The following is an 18,309-nucleotide window of genomic DNA, read 5'->3' as shown; positions in this document are numbered from 1 at the left end:
CCTCTTATTGGCCCTGCGGGGGGTGAGATTCAGGTCAGGCCGGGCCGAAAATGGTAGTTCCGAGAACCGGAGCGGAGCGTACTCTTGGGTACGTGGGCACCGGAAGCGCAGGAAACTGCCGTTTGCAGGCCGGCATCATCTGAAGTTCAACACCCCGATCAGAGTCTCGTCCACGCCCCATTCTTCTTCGACGACTTCACGCAGGCCTCGATGAAGGCCATGCCTTCGACGCCATCCTGTATGGTCGGGAAGATAACGTCCTTAGCCGGCTTGCCGCCTTTGCGGCGCGCCGCGCGGATGGCGCGGGCCGCCTCCTGGTAGATGTTGGCGAAACCTTCGAGATAGCCTTCCGGGTGGCCTGACGGAACGCGGCTGACGCGACCGGCGACGGGCAGCGCGCCGGCGCCATTTCGGGTGATCAGCTGCTTCGGCTGGCCGAACGGCGTGTACCAGAGATAGTTCGGGTCGGCCTGCACCCATTCGAGCCCGCCCTTCGTGCCGTAGATGCGCAGCTTCAGCCCGTTCTCGTGGCCGGGCGCCACCTGGCTCGCCCACAACATGCCCTTGGCCGGATGCGACTTGCCGACCGGCTTGAAGCGTAGCATCACGTTCACATTGTCATCGAGCTGCCGCCCCGGCACGAAGGCGTCGAGATCTGCGGACAGCGAATCTAGTTCCAACCCGGAGACGAAGCGCGCCAGATTATAGGCATGCGTGCCGATGTCGCCCAAAGCACCGCCCGCACCCGCCTGCTTGGGATCGGAGCGCCAGGCCGCCTGCTTCTGGCCGGTGGCGGCAAGGTCCTCGGTCAGCCAGTCCTGCGGATATTCCGATTGCACGATGCGGATGTCGCCGAGCTGGCCCTTGGCCACCATCTCGCGCGCTTGCCGTATCATCGGATAGGCGGTGTAGTTGTGGGTTAGCACGAAGACCTTGCCGGTCTTTTCGACCAATGCCGCCAGTCTCTTGGCTTCCGTCAGCGTCGTCGCCAACGGCTTGTCGCAAATGACGTGGATGCCGGCCTCGAGAAAGGCCTTGGCCGCCGGCACATGCACATTGTTGGGCGTGACGATGGCCACCGCCTCGATGCCGTCCGGCCGCTTGGCCTCGGCCTTGGCCATCTCGGCGAAAGAGCCGTAGCTGCGCGAGGGATCTAGCCCAAGTTCCGCGGCCGATGCCTTGGCACGCGCCGGATTCGACGACAGAGCGCCTGCCACTAATACGAACTCATTGTCCATGCGCGCGGCGATCCGGTGCACCGCGCCGATGAAGGCGCCTTGCCCGCCGCCGACCATGCCGTAGCGGATCGGGCCGCCTCCCGTTTCCGACTTCGATGCGCCGACCATGATTTTCTCCCTCGTCGTTGCTTACCTTCCCCTTGAGGGGAGGTCGATCCGCGCAGCGGATCGGGTGGGGTCGCCGGGCGTGGAGCTCGGCATGGACCGACCCCACCCGGCCACTTCGGGCCACCCTCCCCTCGAGAGGGGAGGGAAAGCGGTGCTAAATTCCCATCATGGCGCGCAGCACCTTCTTGTCTGTCGCACCGCCGGCGAAATCGTCGAACGCCTTTTCCGTCACCCTGATGATGTGATGCTGGATGAACGGAGCGCCTTCGGCCGCCCCGTCCTCCGGATGCTTCAGGCAGCACTCCCATTCCAGCACCGCCCATGAATCGTAGTCATATTGAGCGAGCTTGGAAAAGATGCCGCCGAAATCCACTTGTCCGTCGCCGAGCGAGCGGAAACGTCCGGCCCGATTGGTCCAGCTCTGATAGCCGGAATAGACGCCTTGCCGGCCGGTCGGATTGAACTCGGCATCCTTGACGTGGAACGCCTTGATCCGCTCGTGATAGATGTCGATGAATTCAAGGTAATCGAGCTGCTGCAGCAGGAAATGCGACGGGTCGTAATTGATGTTGCAGCGCTTGTGGCCGTCGACGGCATCGAGGAACATCTCGAAGGTCGCGCCGTCGAACACGTCCTCGCCCGGATGAATCTCGTAACCCAGATCGACGCCATTATCCTCATAGACGTCGAGGATCGGCTTCCAGCGTTTCCCCAGTTCGGAAAACGCTTCCTCGATTAATCCCGCCGGCCGTTGCGGCCAAGGGTAGAGGTAGGGAAAGGCCAGTGCTCCGCAAAAGGACACCGATGCCTTGAGCCCGAGATTCTTCGAAGCCTTGGCGCCGAACTGCATCTGTTCGACCGCCCATTGCTGCCTGGCTTTGGGATTGTTGTGCACCGTCGGCGGCGCGAAACCGTCGAACTGCGCGTCATAGGCCGGATGCACCGCCACCAACTGCCCCTGCAGGTGCGTCGACAGCTCGGTGATCTCGACACCGGCCTCAGCGCAGATGCCTTTGACCTCGTCGCAATAGGCCTGGGAAGACGCAGCTTTCTCAAGGTCGAACAGCCGGCTGTCCCAGGTCGGGATCTGCACGCCCTTGTAACCCAGCCCGCCCGCCCATTTTGTGATCGACGGCAGCGAATTGAACGGTGCGGCATCGCCCGCGAACTGCGCCAGAAACAGTCCAGGACCCTTCATTGTCGACGGCATCGGCATCCTCCCTAATTGTCCACGACCAAGCATAGCGCCGATTGAAAGCAGGGCCAGCCTCTTTGGTCTTTCGTACAGTGCGTTGCGCACCGCTATTCTGGTATTACCAAATGTCAGAATCCGGTCAAGTCATTCGACTTGCGTTGCGAAGCCTGCAACTATGCCGAGTTATGCCGCATATTGCAATATAATCAACGCTGTAAACAGGAAACGGAGCAGCACTCCAGCGCTTCTTGCCGTCCAGATAAAATTGCTGTAGACCTCCTCTCAGGCCCAATTGGTCGAACCAGTTCACGAAAACGCTGGAGCGCCTTGGGGAGGAACATGCGACGCACTCTGCTGGCGTGTGTCATAGGCGAATTGCTACAGGCGAATTCTGGGAAGGACAGACCATGCATCTTTCGACGCACAACTGGATGCGGGCGGAACCGTTGGAGACGACGCTCAGGCGCATCAAGAAATTCGGTTATGAATCGATCGAGATTTCCGGCGAACCCGAGCAGTACAAGACCGACGAGACGCGTGCGCTGCTGAAAGAGCACGGCATCCGCTGCTGGGGTGCGGTGACGCTCATGCTGGGCGAACGCAATCTTGCCGCCAAGGATCAGGGCCAGCGCGAGCGCTCGGTGCAGTATGTCAAGGACGTGCTGACGATGGTGAGCGAACTCGACGGCGAGATCATCACGCTCGTTCCCGCCACCGTCGGCAAGGTGGTGCCGGACGGCACCGAGGCGGAAGAATGGAAATGGGTGGTCGACGCCACCAGGGAATGCTTCACCCATGCCAAGAAGGTGGGCGTCAAGATTGCGGTCGAACCGCTCAATCGCTTCGAGACCTATCTGTTCAACCGCGGCGCCCAGGCGCTGGCGCTGGCCGATGCGGTCAGCCCCGAATGCGGCGTCTGCCTCGACGCCTACCACATCCATATGGAAGAGTTTAACGTCTACGACGCCATCCGCCAGGTCGGCAAGCGCCTGTTCGACTTCCACGTGGCCGACAACAACCGCTTCGCCGCCGGCCTCGGACAGATCGACTGGCCGAAGATCGTCGGCACGCTGAAGGAGATAGGCTACGACGGTGCGCTGACCAACGAGTTCGTCGCCCCCGTCGACCGCACGCCGGCCGCTCCCTATCCCGACATGGTCGAACGCAATCCGGTCGACATCTCGCCGGAGCAGCTCAAATTCATCCAGGACCACGGTTCCAGCGTGCTCACGGAGAAATTCTACACCGACCAGATGCGCATCAACGCCGAAACGCTGCTGCCGCTGATCAAGTAGTCGACCTCTGGGAATGAGCTCTTCCGCTCTGATCGGCGGCAGGGCCGGGGATGAACATGCGCATCAAGACGGTCCAAGCCTGGTGGGTCCGCATACCGATCGAGGCCGCGAAGCAGCACCGCAGCGACTTCGGCCAAGTGACGACGTTCGACGCCGCCATCCTGCGCATCGAAACCGACGACGGGTTGGTCGGCTGGGGCGAAGGCAAGAATGCCGCCGGCAGCGCCGGCAGCTATGGCGCTCTCGTCCACATGCTGAACAACGAAGTCGGCCCGCAGCTGATCGGCTGCGATCCGGCCGACATCGGGGTGATCTGGGAGATGCTCTACAATGGCGTGCGCCATGACAGTGCCGCGCAAAATGGCCACGCCATGCCGCAACTGGCCCGGCGCGGCATCAGCATCGCCGCGATCAGCGCCGTCGACATCGCGCTGTGGGATATTCTGGGCAAGTCGCTGGGGGTTCCGGTTTGGCGGCTGCTCGGCGGCCGCAAGCTCGACCGCATGCCAGCCTATGCTTCCGGCGGCTGGGCCTCCACCGAGGCGATCGGCGACCAGTTGAAATCCTATATCGCCAAGGGCGGCTTCAAGGCGCTCAAGATGCGAGTCGGCGCGATGGACGGCGCTCCGCACATTTCCGCCGCCCGCGTCCGCGCCGCAAGACATGCGCTCGGCCCCGACGTCGAGCTGATGGTCGATGCGCACGGCACCTATACGGTGGCGGAAGCCAAGCGCTTCATCCATCTCGCCGGCGATCTCGATCTGGCCTGGTTCGAGGAGCCGGTCATTGCCGACGACAAGCCGGGCATGGCCGAAGTGCGGGCGTCCGGCTCCATGCCGATCGCCACCGGCGAAAGCGAAGCGACGCGCTATGCCTTCCGCGACCTCGCCACGCTCAAGGCCGCCGATATCTTCCAGCCCGACCCCGCCTTCTGCGGCGGCATCAGCGAGGCGATGAAGATCGGCACCATCGCCAGCGCCTTCAATCTGCGCTTCGCGCCGCATCTGTGGGCCGGCGCGCCTTGCTTCTTCGCCGGGCTCCATGTCTGTGCCGCCTCGCCGGCGAGCTTCACCGTCGAATATTCGCTCGGCGCCAACCCGATGATCCACGACCTGGTCGAGGAGACTGTCGAAGCAAAGGACGGTATGATAGCGATCCCCGAAAAGCCCGGACTGGGATTCACCCTTTCGGAACGGTTCCTGGAGGCGCACGCGTTACGCGGCTGATCATGAAAGAAAAGAACCTTCTCGCGGAACTCGCCGCCTATCTGTTCTCCCACTCCGACAAGGCGACGGGCCGAACGCCGTCCGAGCGAGAACTGGCGGAGCATTTCGCCGTCAGCCGCGGCCAGATCCGCGAGGCGCTGGCCATCCTCGAAGCCATGCGCATCGTCGAGCGCCGGGCCAAATCCGGCATCTACATCGACACCAAGCAGGTCAGCGTCGAGGCGATGGCGCTGTTCGCGCGAGCCGGCCTGCCGCTCGATCCGATCCAGATCTACGAGACGGTCGAACTGCGCAAGATCCACGAGATCAAGGCGGCCGAGCTTGCCTGCTCGCGCGCCACCGAGGAAAATTTCGAGCGGCTGCGCGAGATTCTGAAAGCTTCGGAGGATCGCATTGCGGCAGGCGAGGGCCTTGCCAAGGAAGACCGCGAGTTTCACCTAGAGATCGTGCGGGCGACCAAGAACAGCGTTTTTCACAACATATGCAGCGTCTACTACATGATGGGCGAGCAACGCCTGCCGATCTATTTCAACGATCCAGAACGCAACGTGCGCTCGCATGCCGAGCACATCCATATCTACGAGGCGCTGCTGCGCCGCGACGGCAATCTCGCCCAGGCGCTGATGAGCGCCCATCTGCAAGGTGCGGAGAGCTACTGGAAAGGCCTGATCGAGGGCAGCGGGGCGGAACCTCACAGCCCGGCGCTCGAACAGGTCTGATATGCCCAAGATCCTGTCGACGCACACGCTGCACCCGCGCGCCTCCGCCATGCTGACTGGTGCCGGCGACCTCGTTGTCGCCTCCGCCCTCGATGCGGGCACGCTGGCCGCCGCGGCGAGGGACGCCGATATCATCATCGTTCGCGCGCCGCTGCCATCAGCGCTTTTCGAAGGGGCGACGAAGCTCAGGGCCGCAATCCGCCACGGCGCCGGGCTCGACATGGTCCCGATGGAAGCGGCCAACGCAGCCGGCGTGCTGGTGGCCAACGTGCCGGCGGTCAATGCACGTTCGGTCGCCGAATATGTGATGTTCGCGGCCCTGGCGCTGCTTCGGCGTTTCCGCATGGTGGACCGCGACCTGCGGGCGAAAGGATGGCTCGCCGGCCGCGAACATACCATTCTCGCCAGCGAGCTCGCCGGCAAGACAATCGGCATTGTCGGCCTCGGCGCCATCGGACGGGCCGTCGGCCATATCGCGGCGCATGGTTTCGACCTGAACGTGGTGGCGACGACGCGCAGCATCGGGCCAGCGCCCGACAGGATCGGCTTCCTGTCGATCGACGCGCTGGTCGAGCAGAGCGACATCATCGTTCTGTGCTGCCCGCTGACGCCGGAGACGCGCGGATTGATGAGCCGCGAGCGCATCGCCCGGATGAAGCCGGATGCGCTGCTGATCAATATTTCGCGCGGGCCGGTGATCGACGACGACGCGCTGATCGAAGCGCTGCAAAAGGGCCGTATCGGCGGTGCTGCGCTCGATGTCTTTGCGACGCAGCCGCTGCCTTCGGACCATCCCTATTTCAGCTTCGACAATGTCATTGTCACCCCGCACATGGCCGGCATCACCGAACAGTCGATGATGCGCATGGGCGTCGGTTCGGCTGCTGAAACCTTGCTGGTGCTGGCCAACAAATTGCCGGTCAATCTGCGCAATCCCGAAGTGGTCAAGCACTACCGGCTACGGTTTCCGGCCGACGGCTGAGCACCAAGCAGTGTCTCGACTTCCGCCGCGATGCGCAGGAGACGGTGGTCGTGGCCGTTGCGCGCCACCAGCATCAGCCCGGCAGGGCGGGCCATTCCCGGCATCGGCAGCGAGATCGCACAGAGGTCGAACTGGTTGGCGACCTGCGTGTTGCGCAGCAGAAGGCCTTCCGTCCTGTCGCACAGATCTTCGTCGCGGGTCATCGACACGATGGTCGGCGCGGTGACCGGCGTGGTCGGCAGAGCCAGCACATCGACCGATGCCAGCCGCTCATCCATGGCCGCCAGAAGCGCCGTGCGGCGGCGGACTGCCCTGATATAGGCCGTGGCCGGAACGGCGGCAGCGCGCGACAACGGCTCGCTCGCCCGCGGATCGACCGGCGTCGTCGCGCCTGCCGCGAGCCAATCCGCATGGACCTCGGCACCCTCCATTGCCGCGATCGAGGCCCGCTTCGTCACCGCGCGCAAATCGGCAAGGAGGTCATCGATGGACAGATCGGCGTGGCCTGCACCCGCAAGCTCCATCCTGCGAACACATCGATCGAACGCTGCCGCGACCCCTTCTTCCGTGTCCTCGAAGAGCACGCCGCGTGGCACGCCGATGCGCAGTCCGGCAAACGGAAACGCAACAAGCACCGTTGGCTCCTCGCCCGCCATCACCGCGTCGGCTGCGGCACATTCGGCGACGGTGCGCGCGAGTGGGCCAATCGAGTCCAGCGTGGCCGACAGCGGGAAAACGCCATCACGCGGCACGCGCCGCGCCGTCGGCTTGAAGCCGACGACACCGTTCAGCGATGCCGGAATGCGCACCGAACCGCCGGTGTCGGAACCGATCGAGATCTCGCTCGTGCCTTCGGCAACGGAAACACCGGCGCCGGAGGACGAGCCGCCTGCAATCCGGCTGGCGTCGGTCGCGTTCCCCGGAGTGCCGTAATGCGGGTTGACGCCGATCGCGGTGAAGGCGAATTCGGTCATGTTGGTCTTGCCGAAGATGACGGCGCCCGCCTGCCGCAATCGTTGCACGATGACGGCATCACGCAGCGCCGGCGCCGCGGTGCTGAGCAACAACGAACCGGCTGTGGTAGGCTCGCCGGCGACATCGAACAGATCCTTGATCGAGACGATCGCTCCGTCGAGCGGCCCGAACGTCACACCGGCCTTGCGTCGCGCATCGGCGGCATCGGCTGCCACCCGCGCGGCTTCTGGATAAAGTTTTATGAATACGCTTTCATTGTCCGCGCGGACGGCGAGACGCGAAAGCACGACTTCGAGGCGGTCACGGGCGGATTGCATTTTCGGTGTCGGACTCCAGACGCTTGCAACGTCTTACAGGCAACAGCCAGCACGTGGCTCGGGAGACATAACCCGGCATGGGCGGATTTGCACCCCTGTCGAACGGAAGGAGGAGACCTGATGCTCTACAAAGGCAGCTGCCACTGCGGCAAGGTGGCCTTCGAGGTCGAAGGCGAATTGACCGCAGCCCTGCGATGCAACTGCTCGATCTGCTCGCGCAAGCGTGCGCTATTATGGGCCGTGCCGCACGGCACGTTGCGTGTGCTTGCCTGGGGCGATGATCTCGGCAGCTACACATTCGGCAATCACGTTATCGCGCACCGCTTCTGCCGCACCTGCGGCATTCACCCCTTCGCCGAGGATGTCAGCGAAGGGAATGAACGAAGTGCCTATGTCAACGTCAACTGCCTCGACGATCTCGACCTTGACGCGGTGCCGGTGATTGATTTCGACGGTCGGGCGGTTTGACCGAGTTCAACTGTCGGCTGCCTTTGGGCCGAGAAAGAACGCCGCCAAGGCCGCCAGCGAGGTCGCGATCCCGCAATAGGCGAAGGCGCTGGCAACGCCGGCATTGTCGACCAGCAGGCCGCCGAAGACGGCGCCCAGCGCGATGGCCACCTGGAACGTGGCGACCATCAGCCCGCCGGCGCTTTCGGCCTGGTCGGGAGCGGCCCGCACGAGCCAGGTTTGCAGCCCTACCGGCACCGCGCCAAAGGCAAAGCCCCAGGCGGCCACTGCTATCGCCGCCACAACCGGCGAGGCGCCGACAATGAGCAGCAGGAGCGCCGCCACCGCGATCAGCAGAGGCGCCAGGCCGACGGCGATCTTGAGGCTGCGCTCGGCCATAAACCCACCGGCAAAATTGCCGAAGAAGCCACCGATGCCGTAGGCAAGCAGCACCAGCGAGATCGTCTCGATATCCAGCGCCGGAACCGTCTCGAGAAACGGCCGGACATAGGTGAAGCCGGCAAAGTGGCCCGAGGCGACCAGCAGGACCACCAGAAGTGCTGCCCTGATCGTCGGTCGCTTCATTACCTCAAGCAACGTGCGAAAACTGGCCACGCCCGCCGGCGGCAAGCGCGGAATGGTGGCGATCTGGACCAGAAGCGCCAGGGCGCCGACCACGGCTGCGATCATGAAGGCGGTGCGCCATCCCCAGATGTCGCCGACATAGGCGCCGACAGGGGCCGCGGTGACGGTAGCGACCGAAACGCCGGTGAGGATGATCGACATGGCGCGCGGCATCAGGCGCATCGGCACGAGCCGCATCGCCATCGCCGCCGACATCGACCAGAAGCCGCCGAGGGCGATGCCAAGAACGACCCGGGCGGCCAGGAGAACGGGAAGCGACGACGCGAAGGCCGCCAGCAGGTTCGAGACAATCAGCAGCACCGTCAGTCCCCACATGACCAGCCTGCGGTCCAGCCGTTTGGTGACAATGGCCATGGTTGGCGCCGCGATTGCCCCGACCACTGCCGTCGCGGTGACCGCTTGTCCGGCCGCGCCCTCGGTGATGCCGAGATCTTGCGCCAGCCGCGTCAGTAGGCTGGCGGGCAGGAATTCGGCGGTCACCAGCCCGAACACGCCAAGCGCCAGCGATACCACCGCGCCCCAAGCCGGCTCGGATCGTTCTTCGGATTCGGAGGAGTCGAGAACAGCGGCGTCGATGACGCCTGTGGCGGGTTCGGTCATGCTGGATCTCCGGTTGCAGCGCACCATTTGGCTGCGATGCAACATGGGAGTGACTATCTGGAGTTTCCATGCTAGAAACACCGGAATGAATTACAATTCGTCCAAAACTGCGTTGCCGGGTTCCGGCGACCCGCTGAGCGACATGCTGCGCGGATTGCGCCTCGACGGCGTCGATTACGGCCGCTGCGTGCTGGGTGAGCCCTGGGCCGTGTCGTTTCCCGCCCAGAAGGCGGCGCGCTTCCACTTTATCGGACAGCAAGGCTGCTGGCTGCTGTCGCCGGCGAAGGAATGGATCGAACTGACGGTGGGCGATGCGCTGCTGATACCGCGCGGCGACGAGCATGTGCTAGCCAGCGCGCCGGGCGTGCCTCCGATGCCGATCGGCCGCTATACGATCGATCCGGTCTGCGAGAACATCTACGACGTCTCGAACGAATGCGGCGGCCCAAAGACCTTGCTGTTCTGCGGCAGCATGCATTTCAATCTAGACGGATCGCATCCCTTGCTGAACATGATGCCCGACCTGATGCGCGCGCATGAACTGATGGCGAACGCGCCGGGCATCCAGCACCTGCTTGATGCGATGGCAGGCGAGGTGACAATGGACCGGGTCGGATCGGGCGGCATTCTGGCGCGCCTTGCCGACGTGCTGGCCGCCACGATCATCCGCTCCTGGGTGGAGAATGGCTGCGGTGACGCCACAGGATGGATCGCGGCAGTCAGGAATCCGGATGTCGGCAAGGTGCTGGCTGCCATTCATCTGCAGCCGGAACGCGAGTGGACAGTCGAAGCCCTGGCGCGGATGATGGGGGCCTCTCGTTCCGCCTTTGCCCAACGCTTCGCAACCGTGGTCGGAGAGACGCCGGCTAAATATGTTCTGCGGGTGCGCATGCACCAGGCGCGGCAATGGCTGGCCCGCGACGGAATGAGAGTGTCGGTGGTCGCGGCGAAGCTGGGCTACGAGTCAGAAGCGTCTTTCAGCCGCGCTTTCAAGCGGGTCATCGGCGTAGCGCCAAGCCATCTTCGCAACACCGGCGGCAGCGACGACGAGAGCTGAAACTGGGAAGCTCGGTCGTGCTACCGGCCCTGGAGGAATTGCCAAGTCTTTTGGACGGAGTGTCATTGCCCGGCGACGCCTCGTCAATAATTTGACGAGCGGAGGAAACTTCGATGGCCAACTGCTTTCCATTGTTTGCGCTTGCCGCCCTGTCCTTCATTCCGGGCCGGGCACTTGCTCTTGAAGACAGCTACCTGCCGGCCGACAAGATTCCTTTCGTCGCCGAAGTGCCTGACCAGCCGCATAGGCTCGGGCCGTTATGGGGCGAACGGGCCAAGGGTCCGGCGGGCACGTTGCTCAAAGTTCCCGGCAACTGGCGCGCGCCGGTTCATGCGCACACCGCCGACTATCGCGCTGTGGTCATTCAGGGGCTCTGGGCGCATTGGCAAATGGACGGCGGCGAAGCAACCAAGGTCGAACTGCCTCCGGGATCGTATTGGACCCAGAAGGCCAATGAAATGCATGATGACGCCTGCCTCTCGGACACGGAATGCGTGATCCTGCTGATCAACGGCACCCCTTACGAGACCTACTTCCCAAAATAGGTGGGCGGCGGTCCACAGAACGACCATAGCTTGGCCTTACCTGGATCGGCCGGCGGTTGTTGGCGATACCGTCGCGCAAAGAAAGCAACAACCTGAAGCGTGTAGCATGAGGCCGGTCAAACGCGCTGCGGTTTAGCTGGCGTGGCGCAGATTGATCCCGCTGCCCTTGTCGAACAGCACCACCTTGTCCGGGTTCCAGGCAAAGCGCACCGGCTGCTCGATCTCGACATCGGTCCTGGCCGGCACCGTGGCCCGCAGCATGGCGTCGCCGACCCGCAGCGTCAGGATCTTTTCGACGCCATGGTTCTCGACATCGTGGATGCGGGCTTCCACCGGCGCTCCCGTCTCGAGATAGACGTCTTCGGGACGAATACCGAAGACGAGCGGACGACCGTCGGTCGCGCCGCCCGTCTTGGCAGCCCCCGCGAAAGGCAACTCGAAATTCAGCGGCGCCATCACAGCACGGCCGTCGACGAGCTTGCCGTCGATGAGATTCATCGGCGGCGAGCCGACAAAGCTCGCCACATAGGTGTCGCGCGGATTGTTGTATATCTCGTGCGGCGTGCCGGTCTGGACGATGCGGCCATGGTTGAGGACACCGACCTTGTCGCCCATCGACATCGCCTCGATCTGGTCGTGCGTCACGAACAGGAAAGTTGCTCCGAGCTGCATCTGCAGGTTCTTCAATTCGGTGCGCAGCGCCTCACGCAATTTGGCATCGAGCGCCGACAACGGCTCGTCCATCAGGAACACGCGTGGCTTGCGCACGATGGCGCGGCCGATCGAGACGCGTTGCATCTCGCCGCCCGAAAGCCGGTCCGTCTTGCGGTCGAGCAGATGCTCTATCCGTAGCGTCCTGGCGGCACGGTCGACACGATCCTTGATCTCGGCGTCGGGCAGCCGGCGTATCTTCGGCTTCAGCGGAAATTCGAGGTTTTCGCGCACCGTGTAGCGCGGATAGAGAGAATATTGCTGCAGCACCAGCGCCACGTCGCGCTCGGCCGCACCCCAGTTGGCGACATCGATGCCGTCGATGAAGACCTGCCCCTCGCTCGGCTTTTCCAGGCCGGCGATCATCCGCAGCGTTGTCGTCTTGCCGGCGCCCGTCTCGCCGAGCAGGACGAAGAACTCGCCGTCGGCGATGTCGAGGTTGAGTCCGGTCAACGCGGTGTGATTGCCGAATGTCTTCGAGATGTTCTTGAGCTGGATATGGGCCATCAGAGTCTCACCCCCAGCGACTTGCCGCTCGCCGTGTCGAAGAAATGCGCCTGGGTCGGATCGATCCTGGCAAATACCTTCACGCCGGGCCCGCTGACGAAACCGCTCTTGGTGCGGGCGCGCAGCATCTTGGAGCCGACCTTGAGGTCGACGATGTCGAAGGATCCGAGCGGCTCGACGATCTGCGCCTCGACCGGCAAGAACCCTTCCGCCGCTTCGCGGCGAATGATGACGCCTTCCGGCCGGATGCCGAGCGCGAGTTTGTCGCTGGCATGGCCGTTGAGTTTCGACAGCAGCGCGCGCGGGAACTCGAAGCCGGTGGCCGCTCCGCCGACCGTCACCGACACCGACGAAGCTTTTTCCGCCACCGCCGCCTCGGCGACGTTCATCACCGGGCTGCCGACGAACTGCGCAACGAACAGATTGGCCGGCCGCGAGTAGACCTCGTCCGGCGAACCGACCTGCTGCAGCACGCCTTCATGCATAATGACGATGCGGTCGGCGAGGCTCATCGCCTCGATCTGGTCATGGGTGACATAGATGGTGGTCGAACCCTGCTTGATGTGCAGCCGCTTGATCTCGGCGCGCATCTCCTCGCGCAGCTTGGCGTCGAGCGCGCCGATCGGCTCATCCATCAGCATCGCCTTCGGCCGCCGCACCAGCGCCCGACCGATTGCCACGCGCTGCATATCGCCGCCCGACAGCGCCGATGGCTTCCTGGCGAGGAGATCGCTGATCTGCAGCGTCTTGGCGACCGAGCGCACCTCGCTGTCGATCTCCACCTTGCTCTTGCGGGTCGCCCTGAGCGGAAAGGCGATATTCTCGTAGACGCTCATATGCGGATAGAGCGAGAACGACTGGAAAACCATGGCGATGTCGCGATCGGCCGCCTTGAGATGCTGGACCGGCTTGCCGTCGATGAGGACATCGCCGCCGTCGATCGTCTCCAGCCCGGCGATGGCGCGAAGCGTCGTCGTCTTGCCGCAGCCCGACTGGCCGAGCAGCACGATGAACTCGTTGTCGTCTATTTTGAGATTGAGGTCCTTGATGACTTGAACGGCGCCGAAATATTTCTGGACGCTGCGGAGCTCGATCTGGGTCACGTGCGGCCCTCATTGTGGTCGGAGACGTCGAAGACCCCGTCTGTCCTCTCGCTTCCATCATCCGGCTTGCCGAACCAGTTGGTGCACAGGAAGGTGACGAGCCCGACCAGGATGATCGTCACCCCATAGCGGTGCAGGAAGAGATTCCACGGTTGGCAGAGCGCGATGATGCCGCACACCATCACGATCTCGGCCGTACGCTGGATTGTAGCATGGCGGATCATTTGCGGATCGCTCCGAAGGACATGCCGCGCAAGAGGTGATTGCGGAGCAGGAAGGTGAAGATGGCGACCGGCAGCAGGAACAGGAAGGTTCCGGCGGCAATCACCGTCCAGTCCGGCAGGCCGGAGCCGACCTGGCTGGGGATGAACGGCGGTGCCGTCTGGGCGCGGCGGTTGGTCATGATCAGCGCGAAGGCATATTCGTTCCACGCCGTGATGAAGCAGAACACCGCGGTGGCGGCGATGCCGGTGGCGGCCTCCGGCAGCACGATCTTGAAGAAGGCCTCCATGCGCGTATAGCCGTCGACGAGGGCCGCCTCCTCATACTCCTTCGGAATTTCGTCCATGAACCCCTTCATCAGCCAAACCGAGAAGGACAGGTTGAAGGCGGTATAGAGGATGATCAGGCCCCAATGCGTGTCGTTGAGGCCGACGACCCGGTACATCAGGAACATCGGGATCGCCACCACCACTGGCGGCAGCATACGCGTCGACAGGATGAAGAAGAGCAGGTCCTGCTCTCCCTTTATCTTGAAGCGCGAGAACCCGTATGCCGTGAAGGTGCCCATGCCGACGGCGAGGACGGTGGAGGTGATGGCCACGATCAGCGAATTCATGAAGCGGTTCGGGTAGCCGGACCACTGCACCTCGCCCCTGCCCGAGCGCACCACCTTCTCGCCGCCGTCAAACACCAGCCGCTCCCACCACGGGGCGGCGGCGTATTGTTCCGGCGTCGGCGCGGTACGCAACTGCGACCGCTTGGTGAAGAGCTTGACGAAGGGCGATATCTCCGGCTGGAAAACCACCGTCGGTGGGATGGTGGTGGCAAGGTTGCGCGGCTTGAACGCCGTCGAGGCTATCCAGTAGATCGGCGCCAGGAAGATCATCGTGACGATCAGCACACCGACGATGGCCAGCTTGTTGAGCGAACGCTCGGTAGAAGTGGTGACAGCGGCCATTCTAGCGCTCCTTCACCTTGTTCAGGTATTTGACGTAGATGTTGGTGATCGCCAGGATCATGATCAGCACGATGTAGGCAAGCGCGCAGGAGCGCCCGGTCTGCCATTCCTGGAACGCCATCTTGTAGAGCCGGATCGAGATCACCTCGGTGGTTGGCTGGCTGGTCAGGATGTAGGCGAGATCGAAGGTCTTGAACGCCTCCATGGTGCGGAAGATGATCGCGATCATCAGGATCGGCGCGACCAAGGGCAGCGTGATGCGAAAGAAGGTGTAGAACGAGCCGGCGCGGTCGATCGCCGCCGCCTCGTAGAGGTGCTTCGGCACTGCCGACAGGCCGGCAAGCGACAGCAGCATCACGAAGGGCGACCACATCCAGATGTCGGTGATGGCAACCGCGTAGAGCGCCATGTCGGGGTTGGACAGCCACTCGAAGGAGCCGAGGCCCAGCGTATAGTTGATGATGCCGAAGGACGGATCGTAGAGCAGTTTCCAGAACAGGCCGACGACGGCCATCGACAGCATCATTGGCAGCAGCAGCAGTGTCGTCAGCAGCCCCTTCAACGGGATATCGCGGTTGAGCAGCAACGCCACGCCGAAGCCGACGATGACCTGGCCGACGACGGAGACGATGACATACTTCGCGGTAATGGCGAAATTCGACCAGATGAACGGGTCGTTGAGCAACTCGCGGTAATTCTGCAGTCCGACGAAATTGGCCGCCGCTGGGCTCGACGCGCGAAAATCGGTGAACGAATAGCCGAGCGAATAGAGCAGCGGAAAGATGTTGAAGACAATCAGGAAAATGATCGTCGGAATGATGAAGAGGTTGCGGATCGTGAGGTCGCTCATGCCGCGGGCGGCGGAGCGGGAGTTGGGATCCAGCGTGGTCATGACTGCAGTGGCCAAGGCCCGTTCCTTCCTTGTCCGGAAAAGAAAACGGAAGGGGCGGGCTCCCGCCCCCTCCGAGCGTTAGTGCCGGTTACTTCACGCGGTTGTATTTCTTGAACGTCGCGTTCCAGTCCGCGGCCAGCGAATCAAGCACTTCCTTGGCCGTGCCCTGATTGCCGGTGATGTACGGATAGACGCGTTGGTTCATCTGGATGAGCAGCTCGGCATATTCCGGCGTCGCCCAGAAGTCCTTCACCTTGAACATGGTTTCGTAGAAGGCCTTGTTGTAAGGTGTGGCGTTCTGGAATTCAGGCGACTCGAGCACCTTGGCACTTGCCGTGTAACCGCCGAGTTCCGCCCATTTCTTCTGCGTATCTTCCTTGATGAACCATTCCAGGAACTTCATCGCCTCTTCCTGATTCTGGGAATAGGAGATGACGGAGATGCCTTGGCCGCCGAGCGCGGCGAACTGGTCGCCGTTCGGTCCAGGAGGGTTGGCGAAGAAGCCGGTAGCCTTGGCATTCGGGTTCGAGGCTTCGTTGATGAGCGCCGGGAAGAAGGCGAAGTAGTTCATGCTCATCGCCGCCAGGTTCTCGGTGATCGCCTGGTTGTCCTCGATGAAGAACGCCTTGGCCCAACCAGGAGGGGTGAAGGAATAGAGCTCCTTGTAGGCCTCGAGCGCCTTGACGTTCTGCTCGGAGTTGATGATCCCGTCGACCTTGTAGGTGGCATAGTCGCCAAGTTCGCCGCCGAAGGAGAAGATGGCGTTCTCGACACCCATCACCAGAGCGTCATACGAGTTGTCGGTGTAAATGGCGACGCCGTAGCGTTTCTCGTCGGGACGGTGGAAGAACTCGGCGATGTCGCGCAGCGCCTTGAAATCCTTCGGCACGTCGAGCTCGTAGCCATACTTGGCCTTGAAGGCTTCCTTTTCCTTGGGGTCTTCGAACCAGTCCTTGCGGTAGGACCAGCCGACCGCGTCACCCTCGGCCGGGATCGACCAGTACTTGCCGGAGTTTGACGGATATTCGGCGTAGTACTTGACCGTTGCCGGCGCCATCACCTCCTTCAGATTGTGTTTGTTGAAGAAGTCGGTGAGGTCGACATAGTGGCCCGCCTCGGATGCGGCGCCGATCCACTGCGAGTCGCCGACCACCATGTCGTAGGCGCTGCCCTTGGCGTTGAACTCGGTGAAGGCCTTGGTCTGGAAGTCGGACCAGGGCGTGGTTTCGACCGTGACCTTCACGCCGGTCTCGGCCTCGTAAAGGTTGACGAGTTCCTGCAGGTAATTGGCCGGATCCCATTCCGCCCAGAAAATCGTGAGCTCCTGCGAATACGCCGCCGTTCCGCTGGCAAGCGTCATCGCGATACCAGCAAGCATGCTGGTCATTGTCTTGCGCATAATGATTTCCTCCCTTGTGCGCATTCTACCGCGTCATGCGAGCCGGCGGCGAGGCCGGCCCGGGTAGTTCCTCCCGTGATGGCACCGTTCCGTCTTCGAGCCTTCTCGCCCGGCCGGAAATGGATCGCTGCCCTCACTTTTCAATCCGTTCTACTGTCCTGATCTGGTATTACCAATTTCGGACGCACGTCAAGCTCTTTCTTGGACGATGACAGGCCCTTAGACAAGCGGATTCCAGCAACATCTGTCTGTTTTTCTTAAATTTTCCTACTCCTTGATACGCAAGGGCCTGGTTTCCGCTACAGCACCGCGACAATTGTCAGCAATGGGCATCCCAATCTGGTCGAACCAGATCGACACTATTCCGTGGCTGTCGCTCGTGCGCGTCTGTCTCCTTCGGTCATCGATTCCACCACGGCAGCCCGTACCAGGGCGCCGGCTGCCCATTGTGCCACCGACATCATCTTGCGGCTGTCCAGCCCCCATATGTCCTTCAGCACGATGAGCACTTCGACGCCGAAGGTCAGCGACAGGGCCTGCGCCAGGCGCTTGAATTCGCGTGGCGGCAGCCGGTCCTTGAGCGGTGCGATCGCGTCCTTGAGCAGGTCGACGCGATGGCCGCGCGTGAAGGCCGGCTCGCCGCCCAGCGTGCCGGCCTGCCGCCGCGCCCATTGGTCGAGCGACAGCTTCAGCGCCGCCTTGAAGGTCGCCTCGAAAGCCTCGATACGCGGCATGGCGGTGCCGAACAGTTCGGCAACCCGGCGCTCGGCATCGGCGGAACTCGATTGCCAGGTGAGGATCGGGCCGAGCCCTTCGTCGACCACCGCCTGCACCAGCGCCGCCTGGCTCGGATAATAACGATAGGCGGTAGCGCGGGAAACCTGTGCCGCTTCCGCGACCTCGCTGACTGAGGGCGTGGCGCCCGCCTGCATCAGCCTTGTCGCCGTCTCCAGCATCAACCGCCTTGTGCGTGCACGCGGCCCGCGCGCGGCCCCTCCACGTGCAGCTCCCCCACGTGCGGCTCCGGGGTCGGCGTCATCGCTCACCGCTTGTTGACGTGAGACATCCATATCAATACGATACGCGCGTCTCAAAAAATTGCAATGGCTTCCCTTTTTGGAGTGGTTACGTTGACGCTCTACCGCGCCCCCTTTGAGCCAGCCGCTGA

At 62.9% G+C, this 18,309-nt stretch carries 18 protein-coding genes; 7 read left to right on the top strand and 11 right to left on the bottom strand.

What is annotated here, in order from left to right; genetic code table 11:
* Nucleotides 1-158: 158 nt before the first annotated feature.
* Both AC0NID_RS10390 and AC0NID_RS10385 read right to left on the bottom strand, forming a co-directional pair.
* Nucleotides 159-1,346 (bottom strand): Gfo/Idh/MocA family protein, encoded by a 1,188-nt coding sequence (locus tag AC0NID_RS10390; RefSeq protein ID WP_473455441.1) that lies wholly within the window; start codon nucleotides 1,344-1,346, stop codon nucleotides 159-161.
* 154 nt (nucleotides 1,347-1,500) lie between these two features.
* Complete coding sequence (locus AC0NID_RS10385) at nucleotides 1,501-2,556, bottom strand: sugar phosphate isomerase/epimerase family protein (RefSeq protein WP_473455442.1); 1,056 nt, start codon at nucleotides 2,554-2,556, stop codon at nucleotides 1,501-1,503.
* A gap of 392 nt (nucleotides 2,557-2,948) precedes the next feature.
* On the opposite strand from AC0NID_RS10385, the gene AC0NID_RS10380 reads away from it, so the two are divergent.
* Genes AC0NID_RS10380 through AC0NID_RS10365 form a run of 4 tightly spaced genes read left to right on the top strand, consistent with a single transcriptional unit; the run spans nucleotide 2,949 to nucleotide 6,763 of the window.
* Nucleotides 2,949-3,836: a sugar phosphate isomerase/epimerase family protein gene (locus AC0NID_RS10380; protein ID WP_473455443.1), complete on the top strand. Its 888-nt coding sequence runs from the start codon at nucleotides 2,949-2,951 to the stop codon at nucleotides 3,834-3,836.
* A gap of 56 nt (nucleotides 3,837-3,892) precedes the next feature.
* Nucleotides 3,893-5,062: a mandelate racemase/muconate lactonizing enzyme family protein gene (locus AC0NID_RS10375; RefSeq protein ID WP_473455444.1), complete on the top strand. Its 1,170-nt coding sequence runs from the start codon at nucleotides 3,893-3,895 to the stop codon at nucleotides 5,060-5,062.
* Nucleotides 5,063-5,064: 2 nt separating this feature from the next.
* Nucleotides 5,065-5,781 (top strand): FadR/GntR family transcriptional regulator, encoded by a 717-nt coding sequence (locus AC0NID_RS10370; protein ID WP_473455445.1) that lies wholly within the window; start codon nucleotides 5,065-5,067, stop codon nucleotides 5,779-5,781.
* A 1-nt stretch (nucleotide 5,782) separates the two neighbouring features.
* Nucleotides 5,783-6,763 (top strand): NAD(P)-dependent oxidoreductase, encoded by a 981-nt coding sequence (locus tag AC0NID_RS10365; RefSeq protein WP_473455446.1) that lies wholly within the window; start codon nucleotides 5,783-5,785, stop codon nucleotides 6,761-6,763.
* On the opposite strand, the gene AC0NID_RS10360 is transcribed toward AC0NID_RS10365, so the two are convergent.
* Nucleotides 6,733-8,055 (bottom strand): amidase, encoded by a 1,323-nt coding sequence (locus AC0NID_RS10360; RefSeq protein ID WP_473455447.1) that lies wholly within the window; start codon nucleotides 8,053-8,055, stop codon nucleotides 6,733-6,735. The genes AC0NID_RS10365 and AC0NID_RS10360 overlap by 31 nt on opposite strands.
* Before the next feature lie 120 nt (nucleotides 8,056-8,175).
* Between AC0NID_RS10360 and AC0NID_RS10355 the strand changes: the two genes are divergently transcribed.
* On the top strand, nucleotides 8,176-8,523 hold the full coding sequence (locus AC0NID_RS10355; RefSeq protein ID WP_473455448.1) for a GFA family protein: 348 nt from the start codon (nucleotides 8,176-8,178) through the stop codon (nucleotides 8,521-8,523).
* A gap of 6 nt (nucleotides 8,524-8,529) precedes the next feature.
* Here the strand turns inward: AC0NID_RS10355 and AC0NID_RS10350 are convergent, their stop codons facing one another.
* A complete protein-coding gene (locus tag AC0NID_RS10350) occupies nucleotides 8,530-9,747 on the bottom strand; it encodes an MFS transporter (protein WP_473455449.1) in 1,218 nt (405 codons plus the stop codon).
* 85 nt (nucleotides 9,748-9,832) lie between these two features.
* Between AC0NID_RS10350 and AC0NID_RS10345 the strand changes: the two genes are divergently transcribed.
* Nucleotides 9,833-10,804, top strand: a complete 972-nt coding sequence (locus AC0NID_RS10345) for an AraC family transcriptional regulator (RefSeq protein ID WP_473455450.1) — start codon at nucleotides 9,833-9,835, stop codon at nucleotides 10,802-10,804.
* Between the two features lie 113 nt (nucleotides 10,805-10,917).
* A complete protein-coding gene (locus AC0NID_RS10340; protein ID WP_473455451.1) occupies nucleotides 10,918-11,349 on the top strand; it encodes a DUF4437 domain-containing protein in 432 nt (143 codons plus the stop codon).
* Nucleotides 11,350-11,481: 132 nt separating this feature from the next.
* Here the strand turns inward: AC0NID_RS10340 and AC0NID_RS10335 are convergent, their stop codons facing one another.
* From AC0NID_RS10335 to AC0NID_RS10305, 7 genes are all read right to left on the bottom strand, one after another.
* Entirely contained in the window at nucleotides 11,482-12,567 is a 1,086-nt protein-coding gene (locus AC0NID_RS10335; RefSeq protein ID WP_473455452.1) for an ABC transporter ATP-binding protein, read from the bottom strand.
* Nucleotides 12,567-13,670 carry an ABC transporter ATP-binding protein gene (locus AC0NID_RS10330; RefSeq protein WP_473455453.1) on the bottom strand — a complete coding sequence of 368 codons (1,104 nt, stop codon included), beginning with the start codon at nucleotides 13,668-13,670 and terminating at the stop codon, nucleotides 12,567-12,569. The genes AC0NID_RS10335 and AC0NID_RS10330 overlap by 1 nt, the downstream gene beginning before the upstream one ends.
* On the bottom strand, nucleotides 13,667-13,894 hold the full coding sequence (locus tag AC0NID_RS10325; RefSeq protein WP_473455454.1) for a hypothetical protein: 228 nt from the start codon (nucleotides 13,892-13,894) through the stop codon (nucleotides 13,667-13,669). Before AC0NID_RS10325 ends, AC0NID_RS10330 begins: the two co-directional genes overlap by 4 nt.
* Nucleotides 13,891-14,850 carry a carbohydrate ABC transporter permease gene (locus tag AC0NID_RS10320; RefSeq protein WP_145722128.1) on the bottom strand — a complete coding sequence of 320 codons (960 nt, stop codon included), beginning with the start codon at nucleotides 14,848-14,850 and terminating at the stop codon, nucleotides 13,891-13,893. The genes AC0NID_RS10325 and AC0NID_RS10320 overlap by 4 nt, the downstream gene beginning before the upstream one ends.
* 1 nt (nucleotide 14,851) lies before the next feature.
* Nucleotides 14,852-15,757 carry a carbohydrate ABC transporter permease gene (locus AC0NID_RS10315; protein ID WP_145722129.1) on the bottom strand — a complete coding sequence of 302 codons (906 nt, stop codon included), beginning with the start codon at nucleotides 15,755-15,757 and terminating at the stop codon, nucleotides 14,852-14,854.
* Between the two features lie 73 nt (nucleotides 15,758-15,830).
* Nucleotides 15,831-17,141 carry an ABC transporter substrate-binding protein gene (locus AC0NID_RS10310; protein WP_473455455.1) on the bottom strand — a complete coding sequence of 437 codons (1,311 nt, stop codon included), beginning with the start codon at nucleotides 17,139-17,141 and terminating at the stop codon, nucleotides 15,831-15,833.
* Between the two features lie 359 nt (nucleotides 17,142-17,500).
* Nucleotides 17,501-18,211, bottom strand: a complete 711-nt coding sequence (locus tag AC0NID_RS10305) for a TetR/AcrR family transcriptional regulator (RefSeq protein WP_473455456.1) — start codon at nucleotides 18,209-18,211, stop codon at nucleotides 17,501-17,503.
* Between the last annotated feature and the right edge of the window lie 98 nt (nucleotides 18,212-18,309).

The organism is Mesorhizobium sp. WSM4821, from assembly GCF_055901555.1.
Note: the sequence above shows the minus strand (reverse complement) of the source record. Positions and strands in the feature narration are given on the sequence as shown.

Excerpts from the sequence above, each read along its gene's own strand:
- AC0NID_RS10375 (WP_473455444.1), top strand. The coding sequence starts at position 3,893 with ATGCGCATCAAGACGGTCCAAGCCTGGTGGGTCCGCATACCGATCGAG.
- AC0NID_RS10320 (WP_145722128.1), bottom strand. The coding sequence starts at position 14,850 with ATGGCCGCTGTCACCACTTCTACCGAGCGTTCGCTCAACAAGCTGGCC.
- AC0NID_RS10380 (WP_473455443.1), top strand. The coding sequence starts at position 2,949 with ATGCATCTTTCGACGCACAACTGGATGCGGGCGGAACCGTTGGAGACG.
- AC0NID_RS10340 (WP_473455451.1), top strand. The coding sequence starts at position 10,918 with ATGGCCAACTGCTTTCCATTGTTTGCGCTTGCCGCCCTGTCCTTCATT.
- AC0NID_RS10355 (WP_473455448.1), top strand. The coding sequence starts at position 8,176 with ATGCTCTACAAAGGCAGCTGCCACTGCGGCAAGGTGGCCTTCGAGGTC.
- AC0NID_RS10370 (WP_473455445.1), top strand. The coding sequence starts at position 5,065 with ATGAAAGAAAAGAACCTTCTCGCGGAACTCGCCGCCTATCTGTTCTCC.
- AC0NID_RS10360 (WP_473455447.1), bottom strand. The coding sequence starts at position 8,055 with ATGCAATCCGCCCGTGACCGCCTCGAAGTCGTGCTTTCGCGTCTCGCC.
- AC0NID_RS10365 (WP_473455446.1), top strand. The coding sequence starts at position 5,783 with ATGCCCAAGATCCTGTCGACGCACACGCTGCACCCGCGCGCCTCCGCC.
- AC0NID_RS10310 (WP_473455455.1), bottom strand. The coding sequence starts at position 17,141 with ATGCGCAAGACAATGACCAGCATGCTTGCTGGTATCGCGATGACGCTT.
- AC0NID_RS10325 (WP_473455454.1), bottom strand. The coding sequence starts at position 13,894 with ATGATCCGCCATGCTACAATCCAGCGTACGGCCGAGATCGTGATGGTG.
- AC0NID_RS10345 (WP_473455450.1), top strand. The coding sequence starts at position 9,833 with ATGAATTACAATTCGTCCAAAACTGCGTTGCCGGGTTCCGGCGACCCG.
- AC0NID_RS10305 (WP_473455456.1), bottom strand. The coding sequence starts at position 18,211 with ATGGATGTCTCACGTCAACAAGCGGTGAGCGATGACGCCGACCCCGGA.
- AC0NID_RS10350 (WP_473455449.1), bottom strand. The coding sequence starts at position 9,747 with ATGACCGAACCCGCCACAGGCGTCATCGACGCCGCTGTTCTCGACTCC.
- AC0NID_RS10385 (WP_473455442.1), bottom strand. The coding sequence starts at position 2,556 with ATGCCGTCGACAATGAAGGGTCCTGGACTGTTTCTGGCGCAGTTCGCG.
- AC0NID_RS10390 (WP_473455441.1), bottom strand. The coding sequence starts at position 1,346 with ATGGTCGGCGCATCGAAGTCGGAAACGGGAGGCGGCCCGATCCGCTAC.
- AC0NID_RS10335 (WP_473455452.1), bottom strand. The coding sequence starts at position 12,567 with ATGGCCCATATCCAGCTCAAGAACATCTCGAAGACATTCGGCAATCAC.